Here is a 13,697-nt window from a genome sequence, read left to right as displayed (position 1 = left end):
GTAGGAAGATGAGCGAGATCAGGGAAGGTTTGGGCTACACGGAAGAGCATGAATGGGCGTTGGCCGCAGACGAAAACACCGTACGCATCGGGATTACGGATTATGCGCAAATCCAGTTGGGCGATATTGTGTTCGTGGAGCTGCCGGAGATCGGCGCAGCTGTTGCGCCGGGGGACAGCCTGGGCTCCATCGAGTCTGTAAAGACGGTATCCGACCTCTATAGCCCGGTTGGCGGCAAGGTGATTAAGGTGAATGAAGCCCTGCTGGATCAGCCCGAGCTGGTGAATGCAGAACCCTACGAAGGCGGGTGGATTGCGGAAATTCAGGTGGAGTCCGCCGCGGCGGCGGTTGGCAGCCTGCTTGATCCCGCAGCCTACAAGGCCCTTGTGGAATAATTGGTTTAGTGCTCTATAGGGTATCATGGGACACCGTTTGCGCTTCCTCCGGGAAGCGCAAACGGTGTTTTGTGCTGTATAAGGGGTTTTCCCCGCCCTTCGCATACTCTCCCCTTCGCTCAGGAAGAGGCTGTATCCTCAACGGTATGGGCCAATTAGAGCCCAAACCTGAGTACAGGGGATAGTAGAGAAAGGCGATGGAGTGACCTTAAGGGGAGGGGGAGCCAAGAAAACGGTGTGGGTGCTCGGAGTGCAGGGGGAGCCAAGAAAACGGTGTGGGTGCTCGGAGTGCAGGGGGAGCCAAGAAAACGGTGTGGGTGCTCGGAGTGCAGGGGGAGTCACGAAAACGGGTACTCGGAGTGCAGGTGCCAGCGGGGGGAGCGTAGAGTGCCTGAGCGCAGGGGATAGTGGGGAGAACCTGGGATTTTTACCTCAAAAAGATGAAAATTTTTTGAACAACGATTATTATTTTAACTAAGAGATGAAGCAAGGAGTGGTCAATGATGAGCCTTAAAGCTGTGTCGGGTACGGAAGCGATGGTTGTAAGTCCTCATCATCTGGCTACTGCCGCCGGAGCGGGGATGCTCATGAAGGGCGGCAATGCTTTTGATGCCGCGGTGGCAGTCAGCGCCTGTCTGGCGGTGGTGTATCCGCATATGGCCGGGCTGGGCGGGGACGCCTTTTGGATGACCTACCACCGGGGGGACGGAGCCGTCCGGGTGTACAATGCCAGCGGACGTGCCGGCCGTCTGGCGGCCCGCGAGCGGTTTGCCGGGGAGGCGGTGCTTCCTGCGCGGGGCCCCAAAAGCGCCCTTGTCGTGCCGGGAATGGTTGACGGCTGGGAGGCGGTGCTGCGGGAGTACGGCACCATGCCGCTGGCAGAGGTGCTGGAGCCGGCTGTCCGCTATGCCGTCGACGGCATGCCTGTGGCCCCCCATTTGCACGGAGCCCTGTCGGAGCGGGCGCTGATGCTTTCCATGCACAGCGGCACGGCCAGGGTGTACCTGCCCGGGGGCAAGATTCCCCAGACCGGTACGAGGCTCTTCCAGCGGCAGCTGGGGGAAAGCCTGCGGAAGCTGGCGGCAGGCGGAAGGGATGTTTTTTACAAGGGGGAGCTTGGCCGGGCTATTACGGAGGATTTGCAGGCACAGGGCGGGTTGCTGACCATGGAGGATTTCGCTGCCCATTCCGGCGACTGGACCCTGCCTGTCACCGGCGCCTACCGGGGCTATGAAATCTGCCAGGCCCCTCCCAACTCCCAAGGCTTTGCCGGCATTCTGGCGCTGCATATACTCGGGCATACGGACATAAGCGCCGTTCCCCACGGCTCTTATGAATATTACCATCTGCTGGTGGAAGCGCTGAAGACCGGCCTGCAGGACCGGGACCGTTACCTTGCCGATCCCGCATTCCATCCCGTTCCGTTGGACCGCTTGCTGTCCAAGGATTACGCCTGCAGCCGGTTTGCCGATATTAGCCTGAGCCGGGCGGCTGCGGACCGGAAAGCAGCGGCCATGGGGGAAGACGCGGCGTTTGCGGCTGTGATGGACAAGGACGGCAATGCGGTTTCCTTCATGCAGAGCCTTTTCCATGAATTCGGCTCCTTGGTGACGGCGGGGGATACCGGCATCCTGCTGCAAAACCGGGGCTCCCACTTTTCCCTGGACCCGCGGCATCCCAACGTGCTGGAGCCGGGCAAACGCTGCTTTCACACCCTGATGCCGGCCATGGCCCTGCGGGAGGGGAAACCGGCCATTCTTTACGGAGGCCAGGGCGGCGACGGCCAGCCTCAGACCCAAACGGCGATGCTTACCCGGATGCTTGATTACGGCATGGACCCCCAGGAGGCGATTAATGAGCCGCGCTGGCTGTGGGGGAGGACCTGGGGAGAGCAGGCCACGGAGCTGAAGCTGGAAAAGCGGCTGCCGGGCGAGGTGATGGACAAGCTGAAGCAGGCGGGGCACCAGGTGAAAACAGTGAAGCCCTTCGACAGGCTTATGGGCCACGTCCACGCTATTCGGGTGAATGAGAACGGCTGCCTGGAGGGAGGAACAGACCCGCGGGGCGACGGCTCCGTCATCGGGTGGTGAGATTGCGCCGGGCAGCAGCATATACATGAGTAAAGCCGCTTGCCATCCCAAACAAAGGGATGGCTTCAAGTCGGCTTTTTCAACATTCGGCACTGCTTTTTCCCTTTGGACAACCCCATGGTTCCGGTATAATGAAAATGGGAATATCTATGGGTAAATTCCCGGAGAGGGGTGGAGCATGGGAAAGCTATTCCATTCCATTACACAGTTTTACCGGAACCTGCGGATTAAGCTGAAGCTGTTTATTATGCTTTTTTCCATTATGATCGGTTGTATTATGCTGACTTACGGCGTGCTTCAATATGCCTATTCCATTTATGACCGGCAGATTTACGAACGCTCCTCCCAGGTGCTGAACCTGACGGCCAACAGTATTGAGAATGAGCTTAGAGGCATTGAAAATACCAGCTTCAATATCGCCATCGATCCCACCATCCAGAGCAGCCTGAACGCTCTCCGGGCCGATCCCTCCGAAATGAATTACGAGCGCCACAAAATCCGCGATGACATCATTGTGCGCCTGGTTCAATCTGCCGGCTCCGAAAAATATATGGCCACCGCGGACATTATGGATTTGTCCGGCAACATTATCTCTGCCGGCCGGGAGGCGATCTGGACAGAGGAATACAAACGAAGCATCTGGAATGAGGCCAGCCTGGGAGAAGGCAAAATGCGCTGGATGCTTCCTATGGAAGGGGATCCCTATCTGGTGGCTGTCCGGCTCATCCGCTCCTATAACTCTAACCTGAGACTGGATTTGGAGACGCTGGGGGTGTTGGTGGTCCGCGTCCGCATAAACGAGGTTGTCCACAATGTGGCTGCCGGCTCGGAGCTGGCCTCCGGGGAGCTGCTGATTTCCACGGGCAAGGGTCTGATCTTTTCCGGCACGGATTCCCTTGTGGGCTCCCAGCAGGACTTTTTGCAGAAGCCTTTGGCCAAGCCTTATGAAGTGAGGAATGAAAACGGCCATAAGATTTTTGTATCTCAGATGATATCGGGCTATACTGGCTGGATTTACTCCAGCATTATCCCCTTCGACAGCATTTTTGAGCGGATTTCCTGGATGAAAAATCTGCTGATCGCCGTTTTCTCCGCCAGCATGTTAGTGATTATTCTGCTGGCCTTCCGGGTGGCCCAAGGCATAACCGGTCCCATCGAGGAGCTGATTGGCAGAATGAAGCAGGTGCAAAAAGGGGATTTTTCCACAGAGGGCATTGCCGATCTGACGGTGGGCAATAATCTGAATAAGGATGAGGTGGGGCAGCTGCACCGGACCTTCCGGATCATGATCCAGCAGATTGACGAGCTGATCCATGAGAATTACGCCAAACAGCTGACCATCAAGGAGACCCAGTTCAAGGCGCTGCAGGCCCAGATCAACCCCCATTTTTTGTACAACACCCTGGAGTCCATCAATTGGGAGGCCAAAATGGGCGGCCAGCCGCAAATTTCCCGGATGGTGGAATCCCTCGGGTTTCTGCTGCGGAACTCCATCAGCCAGAAGGAGTCTATCGTAACCCTGGGCCAGGAGCTGGACATCATCCGCCATTATCTGACCATCCAGCAAACCCGCTTCGAGGAGCGGCTGGTGTATGCTCAGGATGTGCCCCAGCATTTTTATTCCTGTCCCATCCCCAAGCTTACGCTGCAGCCCCTGGTGGAGAATGCCATCCACCATGCCCTGGAGCCTATGGTGAACCCTTGCCATATCACCATCCGCGCCCGGGAGGAGTCGGATCATCTGCTGGTGGCCGTGGAGGATAACGGGCCGGGCATGGCCCCCGAAATGCTGGAGCGGGTGCGCCGCGGCGAGGTGCAGTCCAAGGGCAACGGCATTGGCTTATCGAATATCCGGGAACGGATTGTGCTGGCTTTTGGAGAAGGTTACGGGCTGGAAATGGAAAGTGAGCCGCAGCGGGGCACGCGGGTTCTGGTTCATATTCCGCTGGAAAGGAAGGATAGCCATGTATAAGGTTTTGTTGGTGGATGACGAGCGCATCATCCTGACCGGCATTTCGCAAATCGTCGATTGGCAGAGCTGCGGCACGGAGCTGGCGGGAACCGCCCGCAACGGGCTGGAGGCCCTGGATTTCATCATGTCTACTCCGCCCGACATTATTATCAGCGATATCCGCATGCCCGGCATGGACGGACTGGAGCTGGTGGCCAAGGTGAACGCCATCAATCCCGATATCCGCTTTATCCTGCTCTCCGGCTTCAGCGAATTCGATTACGCCAAAACCGCCATGCAGTATGGCGTCAAGCATTATCTGCTCAAGCCCTGCAATGAGTCCGTCATCGAGGCTTCCCTGAAGGAGCTGGCGGAGGACATTCGGCAGCATGAGGGCAAGGAGCAGTTTGTCCAAAATTTGAAGCATCGTCTGGAAAAGGTGATGCCCCATGTGAAGGAACAGTTTCTTAAGGAATTTGTTACCAATAAAACCTATGGAAGCCAGGATTGGGACTATTATTGCAAGCTTTTCGACCTGCATTGGGAAAACCGCCGGGTCCGGCTGATTCTGTTTCAGCTGGAGGGGCCTTTTGAATTTGAGCATCTGTTTGCCGTGAAGAATATTGCCGAGGAAATTCTGGACAGGCCGCTGCTCAGCTCCACTGTAGGCCATCAGGTGCTGCTCTTGATTGAGGACGACGGGCATACGGAGGAAACCTACCAGCGGATGGCGGATATCCGCCAGACCTTTCAGGGCTTTTATAAGCTGGGGCTGACCATTGCCTTAAGCGAACCCGGAGATATGGCCCAGGCGAGGCTGCTTTACAAGCAAACCCTGGAATGCCTGAACCACCGCTTCTATCTGGGCGAAGGGAGCTTGATCACCCTGCGGGACATCCAGGCTCCGGAAACGCCGGTTATTGCCGAGCTGCCCTTCGACGAGGAGAGCTTCCTGCTCCAGCTCAAATCCGGCCAGACCGAACATGCCGAGGAGACGATCCAGCGGTTGTTCCGCCAGGTGGCCGAGATGCGCCAGGATCTCCATACCTCCAAGTCCTACATCATCCAGAGCTACATGGCCATGATCCGCCAGGGCGGCAAGGAGGATATTACCCGGTACATGAACAAGCTGGTCCAGCTGCTGGAGACCAACACTTTGCCGGGCATCCAGCAGACCTTCCTGCAGGTAGCCGGGGAAATCGCCAAGAAGCATTATGAGCAAAACAAGCAAAAGCACTCCGCCATTATCGGCAAGGTGCTGGATATCATTGAGCAGCATATCTCCGACCCGGAGCTGTCGCTCAACTGGGTGGCCAACCAAATGCTGTACATGAATGCGGACTACCTGGGCAAGCTGTTCAAAAAGGAAACGGGGGACAAATTCTCCACCTATGTCATTAAGCAGCGGATCAAAAAGGCGGCGGAACGGATCGCCCAGAATGAGGATGTGAAGATCTTCGAGCTGGCGGAGCAGCTGGGTTTCGGAGATAATCCCCAGTATTTCAGCCAGGTTTTCAAAAAAGTGGTAGGCTGCACCCCTTCGGAATATATGAAATCTCCCACACAACTCGGTTTTTTAAACAAGGATGACGGATTTTTGGATTAAAAGTTGGAGCGAAATAGCGGATAATAACAGTGTCAGGAATGAAAGCACTTCCAAACTTGCTTTAATATAAAGGGGAGGAATAAATGTGAAAAAGACACTTACAGCAGTTTTATCCGCTGCTCTTTTGGTAACTGCAGCCGGCTGCGGAGGCGGCGGGGACAAGAAGGATTCGGGAGCAGCCAGCGCCGCCCCCACTGCAGGCGCAGCATCGGCCGCAGCAGGCGCCAAGAAAGATCCCGTAAAACTGCGGATCGCCTGGTGGGGCGGCCAAGCCAGACATGACTACACCTTGAAGGTTATCGAAATGTACCAAAAGGCAAATCCCCATGTGACCATCGAATCGGAGTACGCGCCTTTTGATGATTACTGGAAGAAGCTAGCTCCCCAAGCGGCCGCCAATCAGCTTCCCGACATTATCCAGATGGATATTTCCTACCTGACCCAATACGGCGGACGCGACCAGCTTGAGGATTTGACTCCGTACACCAAAAACGGCATTCTGGACCTGTCCAGCGTAAGCGCAAACGCCGTTGACGGCGGCAAGGTAAACGGCAAGCTGGTGGCTATGAATCTGGGCGTCAATGCCCTAGGCATCACTATGGACTTCGGCATGCTGAAGACTCTGGGCATCGAAACCCCCAAGAAGGATTGGACCTGGGATGATTTGACCAAAATCGGCGAAGCAGCCAAGGGCAAGGGCAAGATTATGGGCGGCTTCCGGCATGACGTATACTTCCCGTACTATCTGCGCACCCTGGACATGAAGATGTACAAGGAAGACGGCACCGGATTGGCCTATACCGACGACAAGCCGTTTGTGGACTACTTCACCATGTACCAAAAATGGTATGACAGCGGCCTTCTCCTGACTCTGGACAAGGAAGCTACCAAGAAGGGCACACCGGAAGAAGACGAAATGGTTATGGGCAATTCCATCTCCACTGTAGGCTGGTCCAACCAGTTTGTGCTTCTGCAAAGCACCGCCAAGCGCGACCTGGAATTGCAGCCTATGCCGGGTCCCGGGGCCAACAAGGGTCTGTTCCTGAAGCCCAGCATGTACTTCTCCGTCACCAAGAACTCCAAGCAGAAGGAAGAAGCGGCCAAGTTCATCAATTTCTGGATCAATGATATCGAAGCCAACAAGATCATTAAGGGCGAACGCGGCGTTCCCGTATCCTCCAAGGTGAAGGAAGCGCTGAAGCCCCTCCTGACCCCCGCTGAAATCAAGGTATTCGATTTCGTAGCCTGGGCCGAGCAAAACAGCAGCCCGATGGACCCCCCGAACCCTGTGGGTTCCGTGGAAGTGGAAAAGCTGTTGAAGGACATCAGCGAGCAAATCATCTACAAGAAGATTTCCGTGGCCGATGCCGCAGCCAAGTTCCGCAAGGATGCCAACGCGGTTCTTGCCAAGAATAAATAAGAATGAGCGCCTCCGGAGAGAAATCCGGAGGTTTTTTCTTTTTATTTGCTCGATCAATAGAAGGAAGAACCATTGACTTCCGCTCGGGACAGTTCTAATATGGGGGATGGTATGTTGGGAAAACAGACAACAAAAAGGACGGGAGAGAAAAAGAAAACATGGCTAACCTGGGAAAGCCGCTGGATTTTGAGCATTTATTCATGAATGGAAGCCTGCGCAAGGACCGCCCGTTTCGCACCCTTTTGCTGCTGTACAAGGGTTTGAGGGTAAATTTGCTAATATCCCTTATCTTTTACATTACAAAACATGCGCCAACCTGGGTCATCCCCATTGTTACGGCGGATATGATCAACCGCCTGAGCGGACCCAAGCCGGAGAATCTGAATTGGCTGTGGATTGATCTGGCGGTGCTGGCCGTTGTTATTATCCAAAACATTCCCTCTGCCGTGATCCATGTCAGCTTCATGAGCCGCTCGTCGCGGCAGGTGGAGGCGGGGCTGCGGGGGACACTGATCCGCAAGCTCCAGCATCTGTCCATGTCGTATCACTCCGATCTGCGCTCGGGCAAGCTGCAATCCAAGGTGCTCCGCGATGTGGAAGCGATTGAAACCCTTTCCAAGCAGATGATGTACTCCTTTATCCCGGCCATCACCAATGTGCTGATCGCCATTGTGCTGACGGTCACCAAAAGCCTGACGGTATCCGCCTTTTTTATCCTGGTGATTCCCTGCGGCGCTGTTCTGATCACCTCCTTCCGCAAAAAAATCCGCAGCCGCAACCGGGAATTCCGCCGCCATATCGAGCATATGTCCGGCCAGGTGGCGGAGACGGTGGAGATGATTCCCGTCACCCGGGCCCATGGGCTGGATGAGTTTGAAATCGAGAAGGTGGACAATACCCTTCATGAGCTGAAGGGCAAGGGCTACCGGCTGGATATTACCGAAGCCTTGTTCGGCGCTTCCAGTTGGGTGGTGTTCACCCTGTTCCAGGCGCTGTGTCTCGGCTTTACCTGCGTCATGGCTTACAGGGGCCAGATTCCGGTGGGCGATGTGGTGATGTACCAGGGCTTCTTCGCCACCATCCTTTCTTCGCTGAACGCTATCCTGAGCGTCTATCCCCAATTTGCCCGGGGCTTCGAATCCATCCACTCCATCTCCGAGGTGCTTACCTCCAATCAGGTGGAGGAGTATCAGGGAACCCGGAAAGTGGAGGCGTTCCGCGGCGCATTCGAATTCCAGAATGTGCGGTTCAGCTATAAGGACACCGACAAGCATGTGCTGTCCGAGTTCAACCTAAGCGTCAAAGCCGGAGAATGCATCGCCTTTGTAGGAGAATCGGGAGCCGGCAAATCCACGGTGCTCAGCATGGTGGTAGGCTTCTACCGGCCCACCGGCGGCCGCATTCTGGTAGACGGCGTTCCCATGGACGAGCTGGATATGCGGCTGTACCGGCAAAAGCTGGCGGTGGTGCCCCAAAGCACGGTGCTTTTCTCCGGAAGCATCCGCAGCAATATTACCTTCGGGCTGGACAATGTGCCGGAGGAGCGGGTTATGGAAGTGGTGCATATGGCCAATCTTCAGGATGTGGTGGCCGAAATGCCCGACGGCCTGGATACCCTCATCGGCGAGCACGGCGGCAAGCTGTCCGGCGGGCAGCGGCAGCGCATTGCCATTGCCCGGGCCATGATCCGCGACCCCGAGATCATCCTGCTGGATGAGGCCACCTCGGCCTTGGACAATATCTCGGAGCATGTGGTGCAGAAGGCCATGCAGGAGCTGATCCGCGGCCGCACCACCTTCATTGTGGCCCACCGCCTGTCCACTATCCGCGACGCCGACCGGATTGTCGTCATGAAAAACGGCCGGGTAGCCGAAATCGGCACCTACAGCGAGCTGCTGGAGCGGCGGGGAGAGTTTTATCAGTTGAAGCAATTGCAGGCATAGCAGAGGCAGCAGAGACAGCAGAGATAGCAGAGACAGCAGAAAATTAAAGATGATCCGCACTTCCGCAAATCGCGGGGGGCGGATTTTTTTGTGCGGACTCAGAAGCCGTTATTTGGCAGAAAACCACTAGATATTCATTTCTGCGGACTGAGGAGCCGTTATTTCGTGAAACAGAGCGGATTTGAACCCCGCTCTCCGCCCTCCGGCCATCCCGCCGGCTCCCCGTTCTTTTCTCTGTTTTTTGTACAAAGTAAACGGTTTTTTAAATTCTAACAAGAGCCGTTTTAACGGATAATAAAAGTATGAAGAGACAGCAAACAAGCAGGCCGACATACCTTCAAAGGAGTTGAGTCACATGAAAACAGCAAACGCCGGGCAACTGAAAGCGGGTGCTCGCAGAACCGGCCGCCTGGCCCGGTTTCTGGATAACGATAATGTCGTCGGATACGTATTCGCGGCTCCCTTTCTTCTCGGGTTTTTAATTTTTACTTTGTATCCCATCCTGTCTTCCTTGTATTATTCCTTCACCAATTACGACCTGATGTCGTCTCCCAACTGGGTCGGCTTCGACAACTACCAAAAGATTTTCACCGACGACGCCAAGATCATGAAGTCCTTCCAGGTGACCTTCACCTACGTATTCTTGAGCGTGCCGTTTCGGCTCACCTTCGCCTTGATCGTGGCTATGCTGCTGAAAAACGCCATCAAGGGCATCGGCTTTTACCGCTCCGCCTACTATCTGCCTTCCCTGATCGGCGGCAGCGTGGCCGTGGCCATCATGTGGTCGCAAATTTTCGGTGACAAGGGCTTGGTTAATTCGGCGCTGGGCGCTATCGGCATCGATGTCTCCACCAACTGGATCGGCAATCCCGGAACGGCACTGTACACACTGATTGCGTTGTCCGTCTGGCAGTTCGGCTCCTCCATGCTGATCTTTCTGGCCGGTCTGAAGAATATTCCCGCATCCTATTACGAAGCGGCATCCGTAGACGGAGCCAACAAGGTGCGCCAGTTCTTCAATATCACTCTGCCGCTGTTAAGCCCGATCATCCTGTTCAACCTGATCATGCAGACTATCTCCGCGTTTATGACCTTTACGCCGGCATACATCATTTCCAGAGGCGAAGGCGGTCCCCTGGACAATACCTTGCTTTACTCGCTGTACCTGTACCAAAAGGCATTCCGCTTCTTCGACATGGGTTATGCCTCGGCTATGGCATGGGTGATGCTGATTATTATCGCGCTTATCACGTTCACTCTGTTTAGGCTGTCCAAGCTGTGGGTCCATTACGAATAGGAGGGGGAAGAGGCCATGACATTCAACAAAAAAATACAACCGTACCTGTACCATATCATTATCGGCGCCATAGCCATCATCATGCTTTATCCGATCCTGTGGCTGATTTCCAGCTCCTTGAAGCCCAATGATGAAATCTTCGGCAATGCCTTTTCCCTGATTCCCAGCCGTCTGGAATTCAACAATTACGTAACCGGCTGGAGAGGCTTCGCCAACACTACCTTTGCCACCTTCTTCAAAAACTCGCTGTTTATCGCCACTTTTTCCACCATCGGAGCCGTTTGCTCCTCGGCTTTGGTTGCGTATGGCCTGGCCCGCATTCCCTTTAAGGGAAGCGCCATTTTGTTCACCTGCGTTATGGGCGTGATGATGCTGCCCAACGATGTGGTTGTGATTCCGCAGTACATCATGTACGCCAAGCTGGGGTGGCTGTCTACCTTCAAGCCGGTTATTCTCCCCCATTATTTCGGCACACCCTTCTTCATCTTCCTGATCATGCAGTTCATCCGCACCATCCCGCGGGAGTTGGATGAGGCGGCCAAGATTGACGGCTGCACCAAGTACAGCATCTTCTTCCGGATTATTCTGCCGCTGATTGTGCCGGCGCTGATTACCGCCACCATCTTCTCCTTCTACTGGAGATGGGACGACTTCCTGACACCGCTTCTGTACCTGAACCGTCCGGAGAATTATCCCGTTTCACTGGCTCTGAAGCTGTTCCTGGACGCAGAATCCGTCAACAACTGGGGCGGAATGTTCGCCATGGCGACGCTCTCTCTGGTACCCATCTGCACCATCTTCTTCATCTTCCAAAAGTACATTGTGGACGGCATCAGCACCAGCGGCCTGAAGCAATAAACCGCCAAAACCAAGTGCCCCATCCGCCGCAAGCCGGGCTGATGGGGTATTTTGCTTTTTTTGCGAAAATGAAACCGGACGGGCGGAAATGCGTTATATTGAAATATATGGATGATGCCGATTATTTCCATTCCGGCTATCCATGTACCACTTAAACAGAGAGGGAGAATGTGCAGTGAAGAATTTGAAGAGGGTGCTGTTGCTCATGCTGGCGCTTTGCCTGTTGCCGGTGATGCCCTTGGCATACGCGGAAGGCAACGTGCTGCAAAACCAGGCCGTGGATGGAGGAACCATCAACCAGAATATTGTGTTTGTGGATGTATCCAACCATTGGGCCAATGATGCCATCTATGACATGGCGCAGAAGGGAATTATCAGCGGGTATGACGATTCTTCCTTTAAGCCGGAGAATTCCATTACCCGGGAGGAGTTTGCCAAGCTTATCGCCACTACTTTTTCGTTGAATCTGGGTTACAAGGACGCGCCGACCTTCAGCGATGTCCAGAACGACAGATGGTCTTATTCCTACATAGAGGCGACCAAAGAATATTTGACAGGCTATTATCCGCCCAAGGGGCAGGCGTTTTTCAGCCCGGATACCCGGGCCACCCGGGAGGACGTGGCCGTAGCGCTGGTCAAAATCCTGGGCTACACCACTGATGACCTTAGGGATTCCAACGTATTGCGAAGAAGCTTTGTCGATGTGGAGGACATTTCCTTCGGTCTCCGTGATTATGTGGCCATTGCCGCGGAAAACAGTTTGATCAGCGGTTATGAGAACAGAACCTTCCGGCCGCAGAATCCCATTACCCGGGCTGAGGTGGCCACCCTGCTTTACAAGGTCATCAAGTCCTCTGTCCAGGATCAGGCCGACGGTCCTTCCCTGGCAGTCACCATGCCGGAAAAAACGGACAGCGGCACCTTCTATGTTTCCGGCACAGTCAGCAAAGGGGCGAAGGTTACCATTAACGGAACCGCAGTGGATGTGGTGAATGGAGCCTTTAAGGAAGGGTACAGCCTGGAGGAGGAAGGGGTATACAGTGTAACCGTTGTTGCCAAGCTCTCCAGCGGCAAAGCCTCCACCGTGCGCAAGCAGATCACCTACCAGGTGGCCGGTCCCCAACTGAAGCTGCACAACATCCCGGAGACTTCGGATAAAGAGTCTGTCTCCATTACCGGTACAGTAACGGATACGACCGACCGCAATCCGTATGTTTATCTGAATGAGCAGCGGCTTTACCCGGATTGGAACGGGGAGTTCTCCACAACCGTCAAGCTGAAGGAGGGTGTGAACACCCTGACCTTCAAAGCGGTCAATGCCTCAGACAAGGTTACGCAAGTGGTCAAAACCATCAGCTTCAACTCGGGCGCTCCGGTATTGAAGCTGGGCGATATACCGGAAAGCACCAGCAATAACAAGCTGACCATCACCGGCAGTGTAAAGGATGCCAATGACCGGAATCCCGTGGTTTATTTGAACGGGGAGAAGCTTTACGTGAACTGGAACGGGGAGTTCACCAAGGAATTGACCCTCTCCGACGGGCAGAACACCTTGACCTTCAGAGCCGAGAGTAATAAAGGCAAAATTACCACCATTGTCAAAACAGTCATTTTTGAATCCGATGGACCGGAATTGAGGGTTTATGATGTTCCGCTGACGGTAAATGTAGGCAATGTTACTCTAACCGGTAAAGTTAAAGACAAAAATGACAATGATCCCGTGGTTTATTTGAATAATGAAAAGCTGGTTGTGAACTGGAATGGGGAATTCAGCAAAACCGTTACATTGACAGAAGGGGATAATGTGTTGATAATCCGGGCGGTAAACGCCTCAGGAAAGACTGTGATAGAAAAAAGAACAATATTCTATATTGTTGCGGCCCCTACACTAACTGTTGATTATTTGCCGTTGCGGACTACCCTCAAGCGAATCACACTGTCTGGAACGGTAAAAGACTCTAATGATAGTAGCCCTAACGTGTATCTAAACGATGAGAAGCTCTTTCCCAACTGGAACGGAGAGTTTTCGAGGGATATCAGTCTGAACAAGGGCGAGAACGTGTTTGTCATCCTCACCACCAACAAGTACGGCAAATCCATCTCCGTCACCCGAAGCGTATATCAGGATTAAAAAGCC

9 protein-coding genes are annotated in these 13,697 nt (G+C 54.4%); all 9 read left to right on the top strand.

Annotated elements, in window-relative coordinates; all coding sequences use genetic code 11:
• Nucleotides 1-8: 8 nt before the first annotated feature.
• The 9 genes from gcvH to DQG13_RS11645 all read left to right on the top strand — a co-directional run bounded on the left by gcvH (nt 9) and on the right by DQG13_RS11645 (nt 13,691).
• Nucleotides 9-395: a glycine cleavage system protein GcvH gene (gene gcvH, locus DQG13_RS11685; RefSeq protein WP_113019934.1), complete on the top strand. Its 387-nt coding sequence runs from the start codon at nt 9-11 to the stop codon at nt 393-395.
• A gap of 503 nt (nt 396-898) precedes the next feature.
• Nucleotides 899-2,485, top strand: coding sequence for a gamma-glutamyltransferase (ggt, locus tag DQG13_RS11680; RefSeq protein ID WP_113019933.1), 1,587 nt, complete (start codon nt 899-901; stop codon nt 2,483-2,485).
• A gap of 178 nt (nt 2,486-2,663) precedes the next feature.
• On the top strand, nt 2,664-4,457 hold the full coding sequence (locus tag DQG13_RS11675) for a sensor histidine kinase (protein WP_113019932.1): 1,794 nt from the start codon (nt 2,664-2,666) through the stop codon (nt 4,455-4,457).
• Nucleotides 4,450-6,042 carry a response regulator transcription factor gene (locus DQG13_RS11670; RefSeq protein ID WP_113019931.1) on the top strand — a complete coding sequence of 531 codons (1,593 nt, stop codon included), beginning with the start codon at nt 4,450-4,452 and terminating at the stop codon, nt 6,040-6,042. Before DQG13_RS11675 ends, DQG13_RS11670 begins: the two co-directional genes overlap by 8 nt.
• Before the next feature lie 85 nt (nt 6,043-6,127).
• Nucleotides 6,128-7,462 (top strand): ABC transporter substrate-binding protein, encoded by a 1,335-nt coding sequence (locus tag DQG13_RS11665; protein WP_113019930.1) that lies wholly within the window; start codon nt 6,128-6,130, stop codon nt 7,460-7,462.
• Between the two features lie 158 nt (nt 7,463-7,620).
• Complete coding sequence (locus DQG13_RS11660) at nt 7,621-9,405, top strand: ABC transporter ATP-binding protein (protein ID WP_113019929.1); 1,785 nt, start codon at nt 7,621-7,623, stop codon at nt 9,403-9,405.
• Between the two features lie 355 nt (nt 9,406-9,760).
• Nucleotides 9,761-10,702 (top strand): carbohydrate ABC transporter permease, encoded by a 942-nt coding sequence (locus DQG13_RS11655; protein WP_113019928.1) that lies wholly within the window; start codon nt 9,761-9,763, stop codon nt 10,700-10,702.
• Between the two features lie 15 nt (nt 10,703-10,717).
• The gene (locus tag DQG13_RS11650) at nt 10,718-11,560 is read left to right on the top strand and encodes a carbohydrate ABC transporter permease (protein WP_113019927.1); all 843 of its coding nucleotides are present in this window, start codon (nt 10,718-10,720) and stop codon (nt 11,558-11,560) included.
• Nucleotides 11,561-11,735: 175 nt separating this feature from the next.
• A complete protein-coding gene (locus DQG13_RS11645; RefSeq protein WP_258525632.1) occupies nt 11,736-13,691 on the top strand; it encodes an S-layer homology domain-containing protein in 1,956 nt (651 codons plus the stop codon).
• Nucleotides 13,692-13,697 lie beyond the last annotated feature (6 nt).

It is taken from the genome of Paenibacillus sp. YN15, from assembly GCF_003285005.1.
In the GTDB taxonomy this organism is placed as follows: Bacteria; Bacillota; Bacilli; order Paenibacillales; family NBRC-103111; genus Paenibacillus_AR.
This window is presented reverse-complemented; position numbering and strand designations above follow the sequence as displayed.

Bases quoted from the DNA above. Each gene is read 5' to 3' on its own strand.
- ggt (WP_113019933.1), top strand. From the start codon at position 899: ATGAGCCTTAAAGCTGTGTCGGGTACGGAAGCGATGGTTGTAAGTCCT.
- DQG13_RS11650 (WP_113019927.1), top strand. From the start codon at position 10,718: ATGACATTCAACAAAAAAATACAACCGTACCTGTACCATATCATTATC.
- DQG13_RS11675 (WP_113019932.1), top strand. From the start codon at position 2,664: ATGGGAAAGCTATTCCATTCCATTACACAGTTTTACCGGAACCTGCGG.
- DQG13_RS11670 (WP_113019931.1), top strand. From the start codon at position 4,450: ATGTATAAGGTTTTGTTGGTGGATGACGAGCGCATCATCCTGACCGGC.
- DQG13_RS11655 (WP_113019928.1), top strand. From the start codon at position 9,761: ATGAAAACAGCAAACGCCGGGCAACTGAAAGCGGGTGCTCGCAGAACC.
- DQG13_RS11660 (WP_113019929.1), top strand. From the start codon at position 7,621: ATGGCTAACCTGGGAAAGCCGCTGGATTTTGAGCATTTATTCATGAAT.
- gcvH (WP_113019934.1), top strand. From the start codon at position 9: ATGAGCGAGATCAGGGAAGGTTTGGGCTACACGGAAGAGCATGAATGG.